Genomic DNA, 17,845 nt, shown 5'->3' on the forward strand with positions numbered 1-17,845 from the left:
GCCTCGTCCCCATGCCGCCGAGCAGCCCGCTCACCACGGAGAGGGCGAGCGCCGGCCCCGGTATCGCCGCCCCGCCCCCCGGTCGCCGGGCCCGGCGTCAGCGCCGACAGCGCGCACAGGCCGAGGGCGGCCCCGAAGGCCACCGCCCCGGCCGGGCGCAGGGCCGCCGCGTCCGCCCGGTTCACGGCCCGCCCCGGGGCGGGCGGACCCCTGCGGCCCGTTCCGGGGCCCGCAGGAACGCGTGGGCGTTCCGGCGGTCCCGCACCCCCTTCGGCAGGACCACGGTCAGCAGGACCGGAAAGAGGACGAGCCCCGCGAGGTTGGGCCAGGGAACGGCGAGGAGCCCGTCCGGCCACGGGAACCGCTCCAGGACCGCCCAGGCGTTCGCGGCGAATCCGAGCAGGAAGACGCCCAGCGGCAGGTACAGCGTGAACCACGGCGGCTGCCGGAGGAGGTGCAGCGCCAGGCGCCGTGCCGTCTCGTCCACCAGCGGATCCCCGGTGGGGCGGCGGTGCTGCAGTGCCCGGTACGCCTGTCGGCGGGTCGCCGCGGTCGTCCCCGGCGGCGGTGCCGGGACACGGCTCCCGGTCGCGAGCCGCAGGAACAGGCCGAACCCGATGGCGCTCACCGGCGCCAGGAAAGCTCCCAGCGCCGCCAGCCGCGCCACCGGAGTCCGCTGGTCGGCGGGGACCCCGGTCTCCACCGAGTACAGCGCCAGGGGAAGGACGAGCCCCATGGCGAGCCCGAACACGGCCGCGCCGATCCACAGGCGGCGTAGGGCCCTCCTCCGTTCCAGGGCGTCCTGCTCCGGTCCCGGGGCGGCCGGTGCGTCGTGCGTCAAGGGTGCTCCTCGGTGTCCGGTCCCGGGAGGAGGGACAGCAGGGCGCGGGCCCGCCGCCTCCGGTGTTCGATCACCGGCAGGGCCACGGCCAGGTACAGCAGGGACACCGCGGCGACGGTCGCGTGGAAAACGGCGAAGGAGGGTCGGCCACCGGTGATCTGGAGCCCGCCCGAGAGCAGGGAGAGCGCCAGCAGGGCCGCCATGAGCAGGCTCTGGGCGTGCAGCCCCAGCGGCGCCTCCACGACCAGCCGTGCGTACCGCAGCGCAGCCCGGTCGGTCGCCGCCTCCCCGCAGGGCCGCCCCTCCCGGACCAGCCGCTGCGCTTCCCGGAACCTTGCCCGGTCCACGTCGGGGACGGCTCCCCGCAGGTCCCGCCGCACACTCCACGCACCGAGGGCGAACAGGGCGACGGCGGTCAGGGGCATGAGCACCCACAACACCGTGGAGAGGAGCCCCGACGGGTCGTCGAGCAGTACCGCGACCGATCCCGGCAGCACCGCGGCCCCCGCGAACGCGCCTGTGATCGCGCCGTACACGCGCGGGTGGTCCTGGGCGAACCACTGCACCGGCAGCGGGAACAGGTGCCCGGGCAGCGGCCGGGGCGGAGCCCCGCTCACCGGCCGGCCCCGTACGGGTCGCCGTACACGGTCCGGCGCAGCCCCGAAAAGCCGGCGGTCCACCGCTCACACCGCTTCCCGTAGAACCACTCGGGGGTCGCGGCGGGCGTGAAAGCGCGCGCGGTCGGCAGGGGGTGTGCCATGGGGATGTCCCTCCGGGCCCGGGGTGGGGGCGGCCGGGCCGTCGCCATTCTACGGAATCCGGAGTGGGAATTCCGTACCGGTTCCGCGGATATCCGGAAAACGCCTGTTCGGCGGCCGTATTATCGCGGAACGGAGTGAGGTTGACTCGGTAAACGGATCCGGTGCGTCCTTTCCGGCCCCGCCCGGCCCTGCCCCGCCCCCGGCCGTCACCCCTCCCGGCCGAAGAGCACCCCGATGACCGACCGGGCGACCTCCTCCGGGTCTTCGGCGGCGCTCTCCGGCAGGGAGCCGCTGAGCCACAGTCCGGCGAACCCGTGCGCGAACGACCAGGCGCCGATGGCGGTCGCGCGCGCCCGGGCGGGGTCGGCGGCCAGCGCGCCGCCGCTGTCGGCGAGGACCGCTCCGGCGCGCGCGCGGGCGGCCAGCAGCCCGGGGTCGTCCAGCCGGTACAGCTCGGGGCGGAACATCACCTCGAAGTGCGGCCTGTGGGCGAGGGCGAAGCGGATGTAGGCCAGGCCGGTCTCCTGCGGTCCCCCGGACGCGGCGGCCTCCAGGGCGTCGGCGAACAGCCCGAACCCCTCGGCGGCCACGGCGGCGAGCACCCCGGCCTTGTCGCCGAAGTGGTGGGCGGGGGCCGCGTGGGAGACCCCCGCGCGGCGGGCCAGCTCCCGCAGGCTCCACCCGGTCGGCCCGGACTCCCGGGTCGCCTCCAGTGCGGCGTCGATGACGGCGCGCCGCAGGTCGCCGTGATGGTAGGGCTGTCCGGCGATCCTTCCCACCTCCCCGTTCCGGGTCCCGCTCGGGGCCCCAGTTTATCTTTCCATTGACAAGATTCAAGTCGTGCCGCAATCTTGGCAGTGGAAAGATTCGACGATCGGAGATCCGCATGGCACCCCTCATCGCCCTCGTCGGCGGTACCGCGCTCCTGTGGCTCCTGGGCCTGGCGGGCGTGGAGGCGCTGGACTGGCAGACCTCGCTCCGGGGCGGACTGGCCCTGATGTTCCTCCTCACCGGGGTGGTGCACTTCCTGCCGTCCTGGCGCCGCGACTTCGCCGCGATGGTCCCCCCGGCGCTCCCGTTCCCGTACCTGCTGGTCACGGTGACCGGCGTGCTCGAACTGGCGGGGGCGGCCGCGCTGCTGTTCCCGCCGACCGCGCCGTTCGCGGCGGCCGGTCTGGCGCTGCTGCTGCTCGCCATGTTCCCGGCCAACGTCTCGGCGGCCCGTCGCGGCGTGCCCCTGCGCGGCGCTCCCGCGACCCCGCTGCCGTGGCGGACCTTCGAGCAGGCCGTCTTCGTCGCCGCGGCCGTGCTCGCCGCCCTCTGAGGCGCGAGCGCGGTACCGGCCTCCCCGCCCCTGACTTTCGTCGGATGTCCCGCGGGGCCGCACCGGGCTACCGTCCGGAGTATGCGCATTCCCCGGATCCCGGCCGGCCACGCGGCCCTGGCCTGCGTCGCCGTGGCCGCGCCGCTCTGCGCGGTGCGGCCGTGGCTGCTCCTGCTGCTGCCGGTCCCCCTGCTGCTCACCGGCCGCCTGTCCGGGGACCCGCGCCCGGCGGCCGCCGTGTACGCGGCCCTCGCGGCGGCCGGGGCGGCCTGGCTGCTGTGGACGGACCAGCCCGCGGGGATGTGGGTGACCGGCGCGGGGCTGACGCTCTTCGCGGTGCCGCTTCCCTGGCTGGTGGGCCGGTACCTGCGCAGCGCCGCCGCCCTGGAACGGGCGGGCTGGGAGAGGGCGCGGATCCTGGAGAACGAGGCCGGGCTGGTCGCCGACCGGGCCCGGCTGCGCGAGCGCTCCCGGATCGCCGGGGAGCTCCACGACGCCGTCGGCCACGAACTGGGCCTGCTCTCCCTGCGCGCGGGCGCCCTGGAACTCGCCGGGGACCTGCCCGGGCACCGGCGCGCCCAGGCCGCCGGGGTCCGCGAGGCCGCGGCCCGCGCGGCCGACCGGCTGGCCGAGTCGGTCGGCGTGCTGCGCGCCGACGGGGAGCCCGCCCCGCTCCGGCCCGCCGACGAGACCCCCGAGGACCTGGTGTCCCGGGCCCGGGACGCGGGCATGGACACCGCCCTGGTCCGGACGGGACCGGAGCAGCCCCTGCCGGTGCTCGTGGACCGGGCCGTGCACCGCGTGGTGCAGGAGGCGCTGACCAACTCCGCCCGGCACGCACCGGGGGCGGCCGTGCGCGTCCGGCTGGAGACCTCGGCCGACGCCGTGACGGTCCGGGTCGCCGGGACCGCCCCGCGCGAGGGGGAGCCGCCGCCCGCGGCCCGGGGCGGTACCGGGCTCGTCGGCCTGCGCGAGCGCGTCCGGCTGGCCGGGGGCACCCTCCGGGCGGGACCGTCCGGCCCCGGCTGGACGGTCGAGGCCGTTCTGCCGCTGCGCGGGGGAGCCTCCTCCGGAGGCGCCGGGCGGGAGGAGGCGCCCGTGCCGCCCCTGGACCCGCACCGGCGGCTCCGCAGGCGCACCGCGTGGGCGCTGGGCCTGCTCGCCGGGATCCCCGCCGCCGCGGCCTGTGCCGGGTACGGACTGCTCCTCGTGCTCACCGTGCACCAGGCCGCGACCGCCACCCTGGAGCCCGCGGTCTTCGCGCACCTGCGCCCGGGACAGGGGCGGGCCGAGGTGGAGGCGCTGCTCCCCGAGTCCCCGCTCACCCGCCGCACGGACGGCGCGACCGGGCGGGAGTGCCTGCTGTACCGGTCCAGCGCGCAGGTGTTCGACCCGGGGTCCGACCGGTACCGGCTGTGCTTCGACGAGGGGGAACTGGTGTCGGCCGAGGCGGTGCGGCGGTGAACGCGGGAACGGAGCGCCCGGTGCGCGTGCTGCTGGCGGACGACGAGGCGGTGATCCGCGCCGGGGTGCGCGCGATCCTCGCCGAGGACCCGGGCATCGAGGTGGTGGCGGAGGCCGCCGACGGCCGCGAGGCGGTGGGCAGGGCCCGTGCCCACCGTCCCGACGTCGCCCTGGTCGACATCCGCATGCCGGTGATGGACGGGCTGTCCGCGGTCGCCGAGATGCGGCGTGCCGCACCGGCGACGGGCGTGCTCGTGCTGACCACCTTCGGCGAGGAGGAGTACGTGGCGCGCGCCCTGGCCGGGGGAGCCGCCGGGTTCCTGCTCAAGACCGGCGACCCCCGCGAACTGCTCCTGGGCGTGCGCGCCGTGGCCGGGGGCGGCGCGTTCCTCTCCCCGCGGGTGGCCCGGCGGCTGCTGGACGGGATGGAGCACGACCGCTCCACCCGCCGGCTGGCGGTCGCGGGCCGGGTCGGCGACCTGACCGCCCGCGAGCGCGAGGTCCTCGCCCTGCTCGGTGCCGGACTCTCCAACGGGGAGATCGGCCGCAGGCTCTTCCTCGTGGAGGGAACGGTCAAGGGCCACGTCAGCGCGATCCTCAAGCGCCTGGGCGTGCGCAACAGGGTCGAGGCCGCCGTGCTCGCCTACGAGGCGGGCCTGGTGGACCGAGCCGGGGGCGGCTGAACGGAGCGGGTCAGTCAACGCCCAGCCCCTGGGCCGGGGCGATCCGGGCCGCCCGCCGGCCGGGGAGCAGCGTCGCCGCGATCCCGATGAGCAGGGCCGCCGCGAGCACGAGCGCCGTCCCGGACCACGGGACCGCCACCACCAGGGGCGCGGTCCCCCCGATGACCGCCTTCACCCCCACCAGCCCGTAGGGCACCCCGATCAGCAGCCCGAGCAGGGCGCCCACAGCGGCGATGACGGCCGCCTCGACCGCCAGGGTCGCCCGGAGCCCGCCCCGGGTGAGGCCCAGGGCCCGCAGCAGGGCGAGTTCGCGGGTCCGCTCCAGGACGGACAGGCCCAGGGTGTTCGCCACCCCGAGGCCGGAGATGACCACGGTCACCAGCAGCATCGCCAGCGCCAGGCCGACCAGGACGTCGAGGACACCGGTGAGGTCCCCGCGTTCGGCGAGGGCCCCGTTGACGGCGATCCGCGGGTCCGCCCCGGCGATCCGGGCCATCCGCCCCGCGAGGGCGTCGGTATCGGCGCCGTCCGCCGCCACGCCCCACACCACGCCGCGTTCACCGCCCGGGGCCAGGGAGTCCAGGACCTCCTCGCGCACCACCGGCCCCGGGGAACCCGAGACGGTCGCGAGGGCGGACACGTGCAGGGTGAAGGGGTGCGGCCGGCCGTCGACGGCCAGGTCGACGGTGTCCCCCGTCGCGGCGCCCAGGGCCCGTGCCTGGTCCGCCGACACCAGCAGGGCGGGCGGCCCGGGGCCGTCCTGCGCCACCGCGGCGGAGCCGGCGGCCCGAGCCATCTCCGGGGAGACCCCCACCAGGGTCGTCCCGCCCAGACCGGCGATCTCCACCCGGGCCGTCCGGGGGGCCTCCACCAGGGCCAGCCCGTCGATGCCGCGGATCAGGTCCACGGTCCCGGGGTCGACCGAGCCCTCGTCCACCCGCGCGCTCACGTCCACGGGGAAGCGGGCGTCCAGGTCGCCGTCGATGGTGGCGCGCCCCGTCTCGGCGGCCGTGAGGAGCGCGGTGATCAGCCCCAGCCCCAGCACCAGGGTGAGCGCGGCCGTGGCCGACCTGCCGGTGGCCCGCCGCAGGTTCGCGCCCGCCAGCTCCGGTACGCCCCGCCGACGCAGCAGCAGCCCGCCGGCCGCCCGGATGAGCCGGGAGAGCGCGTAACGCAGGAACACCAGCAGGCCGACCGCCCCCAGGGAGCCGCCCGCGATGGCCGCGGGCAGGTCGTCCGCCCAGGCCCCGAACACCGTTCCCGCCGTTCCGAGCACGGCCAGGGCGAGCCCCGCCCCGTGCACGGCCCGGAAACGCACCCCTCCCGGGAGGGACGCGGACCGCAGCGCCTCGACCGGTGCCGTCGAGGCCGCCCCGCGCGCGGGGAACCACGCGGCGCACAGGGTCGCGGCCACCCCCGCCAGGAACGACCCGGCCAGTGCCGGGACGCCCACGTGCAGGCCGTCCCCGGCCAGGCCCGCCAGCGACGCGCCCGCGTATCCGACGCCCACCCCCGCGGCCACGCCGAGCGCCGACCCGACGGAGCCGACGACCAGCGCCTCCGCCAGGACCAGGTTCCGCACCTGGGAGCGGTCCGCCCCCACCAGTCGCAGCAGCGCGGTCTCCCGGCGCCGCTGCGAGACCAGGATGGTGAAGGTGTTGGTGATGACCAGCGAGGCCGAGAGCAGGGCGATGAGGGCGAACACCAGCATGATCAGCTCCAGCTGCCGGGAGCCCCCCGCGAACCGGTCCGCCGCCAGCCCGGCCTGTTCCCGGGCGGTCATGGCGTGGAGGCCGCCGGGCAGCGACGCGGTCAGGCCCGCCACCGCCTCCTCCGGCGAGGTCCCCGCCCCGACCCGGGCCGTGACGCTCTGCGGGCTCTCCCCGGCGAAGAAGTCCTCGGACGCGTAGAGCCGGTACACGACGCCGGTCAGCGGCCGGAACCCCAGGTCCGCCGCGCCGACCACGGTCACCTCGGCCTCCTCTCCGTCGGCGAGGAGGCGTACGGTGTCGCCCACCGCCAGACCCGCGGACTCCAGGGTCGGACCGTCCGCGACCACCTCGCCGGCGCCCGTCGGCCAGACCCCCTCCGACAGCTCGAACCAGCGCAGCTCGGGTCGGTCGGAGACGGAGTAGACGTTGGTGGTGGCGCGCGCCTCCCCGGTGACGAGTTCGACGGTGGCCGCGTGCACGGGAGCGGTGGCCGTGACGCCGGGGTGCCCGGCGACGTGCGCGGGCCAGTCCGCCCCGGGGTCGGGCGCGTCCGGGTCGCGGTCCACGATCACGTCGGCCGCCGTCAGCGGCGCCGCGGCGACCAGGCGCATCCCGGCGGCGGACGTGGCGGTGAAAACGGCCGTCGCCGCGAGGAAGAGCGTGCCCAGGACGATGGCCGCCAGTACCGCGGCCAGGCGGGCGGGGCGGGCGGTGATCCCGGACAGGGCGTGGGCGAACATCACGCCTCCGCCCGGGCCATGGCCGCCAGCACCGTGTCGGCGGTCGGCCGCTCGACGACGCCGTGGAGCGCACCGTCGGACAGCAGCAGCACCCGGTCGGCGAAGGCCGCGGCGACGGGGTCGTGCGTGACCATCACGACGGTGCGCCCCTGCCGGTCGGCCGCATCGCGCAGCCGCTCCAGCAGCCCGCGGCCCGCGGCGACGTCCAGGGCCCCGGTCGGCTCGTCGGCGAACACCACCGCGGGCCCCGTCACCAGCGCGCGGGCGACCGCCACACGCTGCTGCTGGCCGCCGGACAGCTCCGCGGGCCGGTGCCGCAACCGGTCGCCGAGCCCCAGCGACTCCACGAGGTCCTCCAGCAGGGCCCGGTCCGGGCGGCGTCCGGCCAGGGCCAGGGGGAGCAGGATGTTCTGCTCCGCGGTCAGCGTCGGCACCAGGTTGAACGCCTGGAACACGAACCCGATCCGCTCGCGCCGCAACCGGGTCAGCCCCCGGTCGTCGAGCCCGGAGAGGTCGGTCCCCTCGATCAGCACCCGGCCGGACGTAGGGGTGTCCAGCCCGGCCAGGAGGTTCATCAGCGTGGACTTGCCCGAGCCCGAGGGGCCCATGACCGCCACGAACTCGCCGCGGTCCAGGGCCAGGTCCACCCCGGCCACGGCGGTGACCGCGGCCTCGCCCGTGCCGAACCCCTTCACGAGGCCGACCGCCTCCAGGGCGGGCCCGTGCCGCCCGCCGTCCGTCGTGCCCATGGCAGCCTTCCCTTCGCCGTGTACGGGAAGGCCCACGCTAGGAACGGGCGGGGGCGCGCGGACAGTGTCGACCGGCGGGGCCCGGCCCCGACGATCGTCAGGGTCCGCGCCGACCGCCGGACGGCCCGCACGAAGGACTCCGGGCCGGTGCGCGGTGACGGCACGGCGCCGCCGCCCCGGTCCCGTCCGCCGCCCCGGCCGACGTGGAACGGGTCCCGGTGCCGCGCGGCGCCAGGCATCCGGGGCGGCCCCGGAGCGACCCGTCCGGACCGCCCGGCACCCGTCAGCCGTCCGCCGCCCCGTCGCGGTCGGCCGTCCGCGCCACCAGGACGGCGAGCCCGTCCAGATGGCGGGCCAGCCCGTACTCGAACAGGTCCTCCAGGTCCGCCGGGGCCAGCTCCGGAACGCCCGCCAGCAGCGGGAACCGCCCGCCGCCGAGGATCTCCTCGGTGCGCGACCGCTCGGCCCGCCGCCAGCCGGCGAGGGTGACCCCGGTGTCCTGCTCCGCCTCGGCCTCGTCGGCCAGGGAGAGGGCGACGCTGTGGACCAGGGCGTGCAGGGTGAGGGCCTCGTGGAACCGGGTCGCCGCGGGCAGCCCGAGCCCGTCGAGTGCGCGCAGCACCGCCTCGGTGTGCGCCATCATGTTGGGCGCCAGCGAGGGGCGGGTGAACGACACGGCCCTGGTCAGCCAGAGGTGGCGGCGGCACAGCCGCCACTGCTCGCGGGCGTTGCGCTCCAGCTGCGCGCGCCACCCGTCGGTCCCCGGTTCGAGCGGACCGACCTCGCCGAAGACCTCGTCGGCCATCAGGGCCACGAGTTCGTCCTTGTTCGCCACGTGCCGGTAGAGCGACATCGGGCCGGCGCCCAGCTCCGAGGCGAGCCTGCGCATCGACACCGCGTCCAGGCCCTCGACGTCGGCGATGGCGATGGCGGTCCGCAGGATGCTCGCCCGGCTCAGCGGGGGAGGGGACACCCCCGGCCGCCGCGCCGCCGCCACCGGGGCGGGGGTGTCCGGGCCGCCCGCCGCCTCCCGTACGCCGGGATCGCCGACCACCGTCCCCGAACCGACCCGCGACTCGACCAGCCCCTCCTCGCGCAGGACCGCCACCACCCGGGTGGCGGTCGCGATCGCGACGCCCCACCGCCGGGCGATCTGGCGCACCGAGGGCACCCGGTCGCCGGGCCGCAGGGCGCCCGTCGTGATCCAGCCGCGTATCTCGTCGGCGATCTGCCGGTAGGGCGGCGGGGCCGACGGAGGCGTCGACGGTGGCATGGGGGTCCTCCGATCCCTGGGTCGGCTCCAGCGTAACCGTACTAGGTCACTTCTGTAGTACTAGAACACTTCCCATGGCCGGTTCGCCGGTGATCAGGGCTTTTGAGTGCCGTCCCCGGGTGGGCGTGGCTAGCGTGGGCGCATGCGCTCGATACGGCGTACGCACCCTCAGGAGGAGACATGAACAACCGGAGCGTCCTCATCTCCGGTGCCGGTATCGCCGGGTCCGCCCTGGCCCACTGGCTGCACAGGTTCGGCTTCCGGCCCACCGTCGTGGAGCGCGCGGACGCGCTCCGCACCGGCGGCCACGCGGTCGACATCCGCGGCACCGCCCGCCGGGTTGCGGAGCTGACGGGCATCGTCCCGCAGGTCCGCCGGGCGCACACCGGCGCCCGCGGCATGGCCTTCGTCGACCGCCGCGGCCGGCCGGTCGCGAAAATGGGCACCGACGTGTACGGGGACTCCGGCGGGCCCATCGCCGAGATGGCGATCCTGCGCTCCGACCTGGCCCGGATCCTCTACAACGCCACCGGCGACCGCGTCGAGTACGTGTTCGGTGACTCCATCACCCGCGTCGACCAGGGCGGGGACGGCGTCGTCGTCGAGTTCGAGAAGGGCGGGACCCGCCGCTTCGACCTGCTGGTCGGCGCGGACGGCGTGCACTCCAACGTCCGCCGCCTCGTCTTCGGCCCCCACCGCGACCACGTCCGCGACCTCGGCTGCTACGTGGCCCTGTACACCATGCCCGCGGAGCTGGACCTGGACGGCTGGCAGCTGATGTACACCATGCCGGGCGGCAACGGCCGCCCCGGCAGGACGGCCGCGCTCTCCCCCGTGCGCGCGCCGGGCATGGTCCGGGCCGGGTTCTTCCTGCGCTCCGAGCCGCTGCCCCTGGACCGGCGCGACACCGAAGGGCAGAAGCGGACCGTGCTCCGCGCCTTCGAGGGCGAGGGGTGGGAGATCCCCCGGATGCTCTCCGGCATCGCGGACACCGACGACTTCTACTTCGACAGGGTCGGCCAGGTCGAGGTCGGCACGTGGGCGCGGAACCGGACCGTGCTGCTCGGCGACGCCGGCTACTGCGCCTCCCCGATGTCGGGCATCGGCACCAGCCTGGCGCTCGTCGGCGCCTACGTCCTGGCGGGCGAGCTCGCCGCGGCCGACGGCGCGCACGGACCCGCCTACGCCGTCTACGAGCACCGGATGCGCGGCTTCGTCGACCGGGCGCACGAGTTCGCCCGCGGCGCCGGGGACGGCGGCCTCATGCCGGCGTCCCCGGCCCGGCTCTGGATGCGCAACCAGTCCGTCCGGATCCTGCCCTACCTGCCCGGGAACCTGGTCGGCCGGGGCATGGACCGGGTGGCCCACACCGTCCGGCTCCCGGACTACACCGCACCCCTGCACCGATAGAACACCCCACCACCACAAGGAGACCGAACATGCGGGTCAGCACCTTCCTCTGGTTCGACGGCCCGGCCGAAGAGGCCGCCGAGTTCTATACCGGCCTCTTCGCCGACGCCACCGTCCTCGACGTCCAGCGCGACGCCGACGGCGCCGCCCGGATCGTCGTCTTCGAGATCGCCGGGCAGCGCTGCATCGCGCACAACGGGGGGCCGGGGTACACCTTCGGCACCGCGATCTCGATGTACATCGACTGCGACACACAGGAGGAGGTGGACGACCTCTGGGCGGCGCTGACCGAAGGTGGGGAGGAGGGCCCCAGCGGCTCGCTCACCGACCGGTACGGGGTGACCTGGCAGATCATCCCCAGGGCGCTGGAAACACTGCTCGCCGGTGCCGGGCCGGACGCCGCCGAACGGGTCCTCGCGGCGCTGGGCACGATGACCAGGATCGACATCCAGGGCCTGGCCGACGCCCGGGACGGGGGAGGCGATCCGGTGTGAGGCGGACACGAGGCGGAGGCGGCGCCCCGCCGCGGGGCGCACGGAGAGGAGCGGCGGTGGCACGCACGGGGGCCGCACCGGGCCGGGGACGGCTGCGCGCCGCGTGGACGCTGGCGCTGCTGGTCACGCTCTGCGCCGAGCTGACCTTCACGGCGGTCGCCGTGCCCGAGGCCTGGCTGCTCCTGCCGCTGCTCCTGGTGATGTACGGGGCCGGGGTCCTGGTGGTGCGGGAGGCGGTCGTGCGCTCCGGGGCGGGCTGGCCCGGCCTGGTGCTGCTCGGCCTGGCCTACCAGCTGGCAGAGGACGGGATCGGCCTCCAGGCCCTGACCAGCCCCCGGATCTACGGCGCGGCCGACTGGGGGTGGCGGGCGCTCGGGGCGAACTGGACCTACTGGGAGTCCCAGATCGGGGTGCACGTGGTCTTCAGCGTGCTCGTTCCGGTGATGCTCGCCGACCTGCTCTTCCCGGACCACCGCGACCGCCCGTACCTGCGCACCGGCGGCCTCGCCGGGGTCGGCGCGCTGGCGGTGGTCGGTGTCCTGGGCCTGCGGGTCTTCATCTCGGGCACCGAGGACCCCGGCTACCTGGCCCCGTGGGGCTGGACCGCTGGCTTCCTCGCCGCCATCGCCGTACTGGCCGTCCTGGCGCTGCGCGTGGCGCCCCGTCTCACACCGCCGGCGCCCGCCCCGCCGGGGTCCGCGCCGGCCCCGCCCGCGGTCGGCCTCGCGGCGGGGGCGGCGACCGCGCTGTTCCTGGTCCTGCTGCTGCCCCTGGGGCTGGGGCCCGTGACGGTGTTCGGCGGCGTCCTCCCGCCACCGGTCCCGCCGGCCCTCGCCGCCGCGGTGGCGCTCGCCTCCGGCCTGGCGGTCCTGCGCTGGCGCGGGGCGCCGGACTGGGGCGACCGGCACCGGATCTGGCTCGCCGGCGGCATCCTGGTGGGCCACACCGCGTTCATGATGCCCGGTTCGGCGGTCACCGCCGCGCTGGGCGCCGTGACCATCGTCGCGGAGGTGGTCCTGCTGGCGCTGCTGGCCCGGCACGTCGCCCGGCGGGGGAGCGCGGGCACCGTGTCCGGTGCGGACCCGTACCGGCGCTGACCCCGCCCGCGGCCCCGGGGGTCCGCACGCCGCGCGGGCCCCCGGGGCCCTCAGCCCGCCAAAATCTGCGGGGAGAGGGCCCTGAGCATCCCCCGCGCCCAGCGCATCCGGCGGACCGAGCGGGGCGCGCACCGCCGGGTGACCTCGATCAGACCGGAGTCCCCGACGACCCGGGCCCCCTGCCCGAGCAGGTCCCAGTCCAGCGCCACCCCCGCGCTCATCCGGTACAGCCGCCTCAGGTCCGCCAGCAGCAGCAGGTCCGCGTCGGACTCCTCCCCGGGGAGTTCACGCCCCTCCCCGGACGGTTCGGGGGATCCCGGCCCGTCGGGCTCCACCCCGTAACGGGGCGCGATCCCGGCGATCGTGAGCACGTGGTCCCGGGACCACGCCGCCAGGTCCCCGGCCACGTGGCGGACCTCGTGCTCCTGCGGGTGCCGGCCGGCCACCCGCAGGAACTCGGCGGACAGGGCGCTCTCCGAGCGGTGCAGTTCCCGCAGGGCGACTCCGATCCTCATCGCGTCCCTCCCCCGGGGTACGTCTCCCGGGTGTCCGGTTCGCCCCGCGTGCGCGCCACCTCCGCGCCGACGGGGGCGGACGCGGTCGTCGTGGGCGCCGGGGACGGCCGTCCGTCGCCCGGCCCCAGGGCGCGCAGCCGCGCGGCCGCGGTCTTGTACAGGGGCTGCTTGGACACGGGGTCCCAGTCGGTGGCGGACAGCTCGTTGGCGGCCCGTCCCCCGGCCCCGCCGGCGTCCGGCGCGCCGGTGTCCCAGTAGCCGTAGTGGAAGGGGACGAACAGGACCCCGGGGCGGATCCCGCTGACCCTGGCGCGGGCGACGACCGCCCCGCGCGCCGAACGGACCTCCACCGGATCGCCCTCGGCGATCCCCGCCTCCCGCGCGTCGGAGGCGGAGACCTCCACCCATACCTCGGGGGCGGCCCGCTGGAGCTCGGGTGCGCGCGCCGTCTTGGTGCGCGTGTGGAAGTGGTAGAGCGTGCGGCCGGTGATCAGAGTGAAGGGGTACTCCCCGCTCGGCTCCTCGTGCGGTGCGACGTACTCCGCCGCCTTGATCATCGCCAGCCCCCCGGGGTTGGCGGCGCGGTACTCGGCCTCCTCCAGCGGCGCCCCCGTGACGAGGTCGCGGCCGTAGCTCTCGCACTCCTCGGGGGAGGCCCAGAACCGGCCGTCCGCGTAGAGCCGCTCGGTGCCCTCCGGGCGGTCCGCGTCGCAGGGCCACTGGATGCCGCCGGCGTCGCGCAGGAGGTCGTAGGTGAGGCCGGAGTAGTCACAGGGGCGGCCCGCACCCGCCCGCTTCCAGGCCTCGAAGGCCGAGGCGGGGTCGTGCCACTGGGGGAAGGGCCGCCCGTCCCTGTCCCGGAAGCCCATGCGCCGCGCGTAGTCCAGGAAGATGTCGAGGTCCGGCCGCGCCTGGCCGGGCGGCTCCACGGCCTTCTCGGACAGGTGCACGGTGCGGTCGCTGTTGGTGAACGTCCCGGTCTTCTCCCCCCAGGTCGCCGCGGGCAGCACCACGTCGGCGAGTTCCGCCGTCTCTGTCATGAAGACGTCCTGCACCACGAGGAACAGGTCCCGGTGCGCGAGGACCTCGCGGATCCTGCGCAGTTCGGGCAGTGACACCGCCGGGTTGGTCGCACTGACCCAGAGGAAGCGGATCGAGCCCTTCTCCGCGTAGCGCATGATCTGCATGGCGTGCGTGGGCGGGGCGTAGTGCGGGATCCGCGCCGGGTCCAGGTTCCAGGCCGCGGCGAGGTCGGCGACGTGCCGGTCGTTGTTCCAGTTGCGGAACCCCGTCATGTCGCCGTCCGCACCGCACTCGCGGGTGTTCTCCGCGGTGGGCTGGCCGTTCATCTGGAGCACGCCCGCCCCGGGGCGGCCCAGCATGCCGCGCAGCAGGTGGACGTTGTTGACCTGCACCGCGGCGGCGGTGGCCTGGTTCGACTGGTAGAAGCCCTGGAGCACGGTCGACAGCAGCCGCTCGGCGCCGCCCAGCAGTGCGGCGGCCTCCCGGATGCCCTGCGCGGGCAGGTCGCAGATCTCGGCGGCGCGCTCGGGCGGGTAGTCGGCCGTCAGCCGGACCAGCTCCCCGTAACCGACGGTGTGGGCCTCCACGTAGGCGTGGTCCACCCGGTCGGTCCGGATGAGCTCGTGCAGGATCGCGTTCATGAGGGCCACGTTGGTGCCCGGACGCGGAGCCAGGTGCAGTGCCGCCTCCCGGGCCACCGGTGTCGGCCGGGGGTCCACGCACAGCAGCCGGGGCGGGTTCGGCCCGGCCAGCCGGTCCAGGACCCGGGTCCACAGCACCGCCTGCGTCTCGGCCATGTTGTGGCCGTACAGCGCTATGACGTCGGCGTGGTCGATGTCGGCGTAGGAGCCCGGCTGCCCGTCGCAGCCGAAGGACTCCTTCAGGGCGGCGGCGGCCGTGGCCGTGCACAGCCGCGTGTTGCCGTCCAGGTGGTTGGTCCCGATCGCCCCGTGGCAGAGGGCGGCGAGGGTGTGGTATTCCTCCAGGAACAGCTGGCCGCTGGTGTAGAAGCCCAGGGCGGAGGGGCCCCGCTCGTCGAGCAGCCCCCTGCTGCGTTCCACCACGAGGTCCATCGCGGTGTCCCAGTCCGTCTCGACCAGCTCCCCGCCGCGGCGCACGAGCGGTCGGGTGAGGCGGTCGGGGGAGTGGCCGGCCTGCCAGCCGTAGAGGTCCTTGGGGTCCAGGCGCCCCCGGTTCACCCGGTCCTCCGCGCGGCCCCGCACCCCGACGATCCGGCCGTCCTTGACCGCGATGTCCATCGCGTCGCCGTTGGAGTGCAGGAGCGACGCGGACCGGACCCACCGGTCGACCTGGTCGGGTTCCACGCCCTCGGCGAGGTGGAGGTCGACCCTCGCCGGCCACGGATCGCCCGGACCGTAGGGGGTCCGTGTCCCCCAGGGCTCGGCTATCGGATCCCTCGACGGCACAGGAGACCACCCCTCTCGTCACGGCGCGGCGCGGACGCCGCCCCCGGCGCGCCGGGCGGCCGATACCGGCCGTCCGGCCCGGACAGATGGCAGACAGTATGGGTGCTGACCTGCGAAAAAACGGGCGGCACACGCGGGCCGGTGCGAGAGGGGGAGGGTCCGGCGGCGGTTTCGCCGACCCGGCCCACGGGTCCAGCCCGACGGGAGGGCGCGGCGGGGCGCGCGGGCCGGGAGGCCCCGGACACGAAAGAACCCGGGGCCCCTCCCGTTTGCGCGTGGGAGAGGCCCCGGGCCGTAGCGCGGAGGATCGGGGATTTGAACCCCGGATGGGCGTAAACCCAAACCGCATTAGCAGTGCGGCGCCATAGACCTGACTAGGCGAATCCTCCTGGCTGCCACAAGGGTACAGACACGGGGGCCCGCTGTGCAAAACGAATGCCGCGAGGGGTCGGTCCCACCGCCCCGCGGGCCGTCCGTGTCAGCCGGTGGTGCGCTCGATGATGAGGTCGGCGTCGCGCCGCAGCCGGTGTACGGCGCGGGAGAGGGTGCTCTTGACCGTGCCCAGGGTCACGCCCATGCGCTCGGCGATCTGGGCCTCGGTGAGGTCGTCGTAGTAGCGGAGGATGACCGTGGTGCGCTGGCGCGGGGGGAGCCGGTCGATGGACCGGCGCACCACGTCGGCGAGGTCGCTGCGCCAGGTGGGGTCGTCCACCCGCTGCTCGGGGATCTCGTCGGTGGGGTAGACCTCCAGGCGGTTGCGCCGCCACTCGGAGATGCGCGCGTTGACCATGGCCCGGCGCACGTACCCGTCGCGGGCGCGCGGGTCGTTGATGCGGTCCCAGGACAGGAAGGTCTTGACCAGGGCGGCCTGGAGCAGGTCCTCGGCGTCGTTGTGGCTGCCGGTGATCGAGCGGGCCATGCGCAGCAGCGCGGGGCCGCGCTCGGCGACGTAGCTGCTGAACTCCTCGTACCGGGGCGTCTGCTTGGTGCCGGCCACACGACCACCGCCCTTCGCCCTGCTCGGAAACGGCTTGTGGCCTCAACTCTCACACAAAGAGCGCAAACTGCCGGGAACCTGTGCCCCACGCGCCGACAAACGGCGCGATGGGGACATCGCGTTCACCGCCGGGTGCGGTGCCGGGGGTCGAGCGGGGTGGGAGTAGGGGTTTCTCTTGGCAGGCGGTTGGCGCGGATTTCTACTTTGATCACATAGAGTGTCTTTTTTGTCGCCCTCGGCAATGCCCGGGGCATGCGGGCGACATGAACCGCCGCGTTGCGGCGTGTGCGCCGCCGGTCGGCCCGTCGATCGGCAGAATGGTCACCGTAGGACGAGTCGGGCGACAGGGGGACGCGAACGACATGTCAGTGATCACGGACAAACACCGAAGTCGCGCGCGGTTCACCGCAGCGCTCCTGGGTCCCGCGGCCGTGCCCGAGCCCACGCCGCCCAGCACCCGGGTGGCCCGCGGCGTCGTCGTCGACGCCACCTCCGACATGCTCTGCCTGGCCACGCCCGCGGGGGAGGAGCGCTTCCTCTACGAACGCGTCACCTCCTTCTGGCGCGGCGGCGAGGCCCAGGCCTCCGAACTGCGCCCCGGGGACGACGCCGTCGTCCTGTGCTCGCACGACGGCCGGCTGGTCGCCGAGCGCGTCTGGGCGCAGGCCGCGCGCGCCACCGGCGTCATCACCGCGCGCCACGACGACACCCTGGAGATCGACCCCGGGCACGGCCGTCCCCGCCTCACCGTGGTCATCCCCTACCGCACCTCGGGCCGCATCACCGTGCGCCACCCCAGGCTGGAGCCGGGGTACCTGTTCGACGCCGTCGGCGTCTGGCGCGAGGGGGCCGTCTGGACGGTGCGCCCGGCCACGACCCAGCCGCCCTACCCGCTGGCCGCCACGCCCCGGCGTCCGCCCGCGCAGCGGTACTCCGGCACCCTGAACGGCATCGCCACCTGGTACGACCCGGCCTGGGGGCGCGCGCCGCACCTGGACCCGCGCGCGCAGGCCACGGGCCTGGCCTACCCGGCGATCGACCGCGCCGGCCACACCGGGGAGTGCGACCGGCGCACCTCCTGCGTGCCGTTGCCGCTGCTGTCCACCGGGGCCGTGGTGAGCCTGCGCAACGACTGCACGCGCGCGTCCGCCGCCCTGCCCGTCATCGACTGCGCCGCGGCCGACAGCTGGCCGTGCGACCTGTGCCCCGCCTGCGGGGGACAGGGCGCCGGGCGCCTGGCCTCCCTCACCATGACCTCCTTCGTCGCCCTGGGCGGGCGGCTGGAGGACGGCTGCTTCAACGCGACCGTCACGGTCCACAACGGAGAGGTGTGAC

The 17,845-nt window shown here is 75.7% G+C and carries 16 protein-coding genes and 1 tRNA gene; 7 read left to right on the plus strand and 10 right to left on the minus strand.

Translation table 11 applies throughout. The features are described from left to right. Positions 1-181: 181 nt before the first annotated feature. From BUE45_RS16020 to BUE45_RS16030, 3 genes are all read right to left on the minus strand, one after another. Positions 182-841, minus strand: a complete 660-nt coding sequence (locus BUE45_RS16020) for a hypothetical protein (protein WP_073380140.1) — start codon at positions 839-841, stop codon at positions 182-184. Continuing rightward, a complete protein-coding gene (locus tag BUE45_RS16025) occupies positions 838-1,458 on the minus strand; it encodes a hypothetical protein (protein ID WP_073380141.1) in 621 nt (206 codons plus the stop codon). The genes BUE45_RS16020 and BUE45_RS16025 overlap by 4 nt, the downstream gene beginning before the upstream one ends. Positions 1,459-1,808: 350 nt before the next feature. Next, entirely contained in the window at positions 1,809-2,381 is a 573-nt protein-coding gene (locus BUE45_RS16030; RefSeq protein WP_245833269.1) for a TetR/AcrR family transcriptional regulator, read from the minus strand. A gap of 107 nt (positions 2,382-2,488) precedes the next feature. Between BUE45_RS16030 and BUE45_RS16035 the strand changes: the two genes are divergently transcribed. The 3 genes from BUE45_RS16035 (at position 2,489) to BUE45_RS16045 (ending at position 5,073) form a co-directional block, all read left to right on the plus strand. After that, entirely contained in the window at positions 2,489-2,926 is a 438-nt protein-coding gene (locus BUE45_RS16035) for a DoxX family protein (protein WP_073380142.1), read from the plus strand. An 81-nt stretch (positions 2,927-3,007) separates the two neighbouring features. Next, positions 3,008-4,390 carry a sensor histidine kinase gene (locus BUE45_RS16040; RefSeq protein ID WP_073380143.1) on the plus strand — a complete coding sequence of 461 codons (1,383 nt, stop codon included), beginning with the start codon at positions 3,008-3,010 and terminating at the stop codon, positions 4,388-4,390. After that, positions 4,387-5,073: a response regulator gene (locus BUE45_RS16045; protein ID WP_143173379.1), complete on the plus strand. Its 687-nt coding sequence runs from the start codon at positions 4,387-4,389 to the stop codon at positions 5,071-5,073. The genes BUE45_RS16040 and BUE45_RS16045 overlap by 4 nt, the downstream gene beginning before the upstream one ends. Positions 5,074-5,083: 10 nt before the next feature. Here the strand turns inward: BUE45_RS16045 and BUE45_RS16050 are convergent, their stop codons facing one another. From BUE45_RS16050 to BUE45_RS16060, 3 genes are all read right to left on the minus strand, one after another. Beyond that, positions 5,084-7,525 (minus strand): ABC transporter permease, encoded by a 2,442-nt coding sequence (locus tag BUE45_RS16050; protein ID WP_073380144.1) that lies wholly within the window; start codon positions 7,523-7,525, stop codon positions 5,084-5,086. Continuing rightward, positions 7,525-8,274 (minus strand): ABC transporter ATP-binding protein, encoded by a 750-nt coding sequence (locus tag BUE45_RS16055; RefSeq protein ID WP_073380145.1) that lies wholly within the window; start codon positions 8,272-8,274, stop codon positions 7,525-7,527. The genes BUE45_RS16050 and BUE45_RS16055 overlap by 1 nt, the downstream gene beginning before the upstream one ends. 283 nt (positions 8,275-8,557) lie before the next feature. Continuing rightward, entirely contained in the window at positions 8,558-9,547 is a 990-nt protein-coding gene (locus BUE45_RS16060; RefSeq protein WP_073380146.1) for a TetR/AcrR family transcriptional regulator C-terminal domain-containing protein, read from the minus strand. 180 nt (positions 9,548-9,727) lie between these two features. Here BUE45_RS16060 and BUE45_RS16065 point away from each other — a divergent pair, with 180 nt between their 5' ends. Genes BUE45_RS16065 through BUE45_RS16075 form a run of 3 tightly spaced genes read left to right on the plus strand, consistent with a single transcriptional unit; the run spans position 9,728 to position 12,548 of the window. Beyond that, positions 9,728-10,957 (plus strand): FAD-dependent monooxygenase, encoded by a 1,230-nt coding sequence (locus BUE45_RS16065; RefSeq protein ID WP_073380147.1) that lies wholly within the window; start codon positions 9,728-9,730, stop codon positions 10,955-10,957. A gap of 29 nt (positions 10,958-10,986) precedes the next feature. Continuing rightward, positions 10,987-11,451 (plus strand): VOC family protein, encoded by a 465-nt coding sequence (locus BUE45_RS16070; RefSeq protein ID WP_073380148.1) that lies wholly within the window; start codon positions 10,987-10,989, stop codon positions 11,449-11,451. A gap of 56 nt (positions 11,452-11,507) precedes the next feature. Further along, the gene (locus BUE45_RS16075) at positions 11,508-12,548 is read left to right on the plus strand and encodes a hypothetical protein (RefSeq protein ID WP_073380149.1); all 1,041 of its coding nucleotides are present in this window, start codon (positions 11,508-11,510) and stop codon (positions 12,546-12,548) included. A gap of 50 nt (positions 12,549-12,598) precedes the next feature. Here BUE45_RS16075 and BUE45_RS16080 read toward each other — a convergent pair whose 3' ends face one another. From BUE45_RS16080 to BUE45_RS16095, 4 genes are all read right to left on the minus strand, one after another. After that, positions 12,599-13,063 carry a hypothetical protein gene (locus BUE45_RS16080; RefSeq protein ID WP_073380150.1) on the minus strand — a complete coding sequence of 155 codons (465 nt, stop codon included), beginning with the start codon at positions 13,061-13,063 and terminating at the stop codon, positions 12,599-12,601. Further along, on the minus strand, positions 13,060-15,345 hold the full coding sequence (locus BUE45_RS16085; protein ID WP_245833306.1) for a molybdopterin oxidoreductase family protein: 2,286 nt from the start codon (positions 15,343-15,345) through the stop codon (positions 13,060-13,062). Before BUE45_RS16085 ends, BUE45_RS16080 begins: the two co-directional genes overlap by 4 nt. Before the next feature lie 468 nt (positions 15,346-15,813). After that, a tRNA-Ser gene (locus BUE45_RS16090) sits at positions 15,814-15,902 on the minus strand. 89 nt (positions 15,903-15,991) lie between these two features. Continuing rightward, the gene (locus tag BUE45_RS16095; RefSeq protein WP_073380152.1) at positions 15,992-16,510 is read right to left on the minus strand and encodes a SigE family RNA polymerase sigma factor; all 519 of its coding nucleotides are present in this window, start codon (positions 16,508-16,510) and stop codon (positions 15,992-15,994) included. A gap of 362 nt (positions 16,511-16,872) precedes the next feature. On the opposite strand from BUE45_RS16095, the gene BUE45_RS16100 reads away from it, so the two are divergent. Beyond that, entirely contained in the window at positions 16,873-17,844 is a 972-nt protein-coding gene (locus BUE45_RS16100) for a hypothetical protein (RefSeq protein WP_073380153.1), read from the plus strand. The last annotated feature ends 1 nt before the right edge of the window (position 17,845 follow it).

The sequence above is a fragment of the Nocardiopsis flavescens genome (genome assembly GCF_900141985.1).
In the GTDB taxonomy this organism is placed as follows: Bacteria; Actinomycetota; Actinomycetes; order Streptosporangiales; family Streptosporangiaceae; genus Nocardiopsis; species Nocardiopsis flavescens.

Bases quoted from the DNA above. Each gene is read 5' to 3' on its own strand.
- BUE45_RS16035 (WP_073380142.1), top strand. From the start codon at position 2,489: ATGGCACCCCTCATCGCCCTCGTCGGCGGTACCGCGCTCCTGTGGCTC.
- BUE45_RS16040 (WP_073380143.1), top strand. From the start codon at position 3,008: ATGCGCATTCCCCGGATCCCGGCCGGCCACGCGGCCCTGGCCTGCGTC.
- BUE45_RS16050 (WP_073380144.1), bottom strand. From the start codon at position 7,525: ATGTTCGCCCACGCCCTGTCCGGGATCACCGCCCGCCCCGCCCGCCTG.
- BUE45_RS16055 (WP_073380145.1), bottom strand. From the start codon at position 8,274: ATGGGCACGACGGACGGCGGGCGGCACGGGCCCGCCCTGGAGGCGGTC.
- BUE45_RS16060 (WP_073380146.1), bottom strand. From the start codon at position 9,547: ATGCCACCGTCGACGCCTCCGTCGGCCCCGCCGCCCTACCGGCAGATC.
- BUE45_RS16065 (WP_073380147.1), top strand. From the start codon at position 9,728: ATGAACAACCGGAGCGTCCTCATCTCCGGTGCCGGTATCGCCGGGTCC.
- BUE45_RS16070 (WP_073380148.1), top strand. From the start codon at position 10,987: ATGCGGGTCAGCACCTTCCTCTGGTTCGACGGCCCGGCCGAAGAGGCC.
- BUE45_RS16080 (WP_073380150.1), bottom strand. From the start codon at position 13,063: ATGAGGATCGGAGTCGCCCTGCGGGAACTGCACCGCTCGGAGAGCGCC.
- BUE45_RS16085 (WP_245833306.1), bottom strand. From the start codon at position 15,345: ATGGACATCGCGGTCAAGGACGGCCGGATCGTCGGGGTGCGGGGCCGC.
- BUE45_RS16100 (WP_073380153.1), top strand. From the start codon at position 16,873: ATGTCAGTGATCACGGACAAACACCGAAGTCGCGCGCGGTTCACCGCA.